A 304-nucleotide genomic window follows, 5' to 3' on the forward strand; every position below is an offset into this window, starting at 1 on the left:
ACTTTTTCATGCTTTTTGACCGAATTTTGCGATTTTTTCAAAATCTAAAAAATTTATCACCAGCCGCAGCACCTGCACATCCTCTTAAAAACGGTTTCCGCTTTTTGGGGATATGCTTTCGCTCACAGCTTTTCTGCTGCTGCGTAAATCTTGTCAATAACATGTTGGTTCGCTTTTGAGTTTTCAAGGCTGAACAGCATTTCTTCCTGCCCCCGCACAAAGCGGACAAAGGCGTCGGCCTGCAAGCTATATTGGTTTGCATTGGCAAAAGTCCATTCCTGCGCGCAAGTATGGGAACGATCGT

General features: G+C 44.4%; 1 pseudogene. It reads right to left on the reverse strand.

Annotated elements, in window-relative coordinates:
• Nucleotides 1-122: 122 nt before the first annotated feature.
• Nucleotides 123-304: pseudogene (locus HBA93_RS20340) on the reverse strand (gfo/Idh/MocA family oxidoreductase); the annotation flags it as partial.

Origin of the sequence: Ochrobactrum sp. SFR4, from assembly GCF_019730395.1 — a bacterium.
Lineage (GTDB): Bacteria > Pseudomonadota > Alphaproteobacteria > Rhizobiales > Rhizobiaceae > Pseudochrobactrum.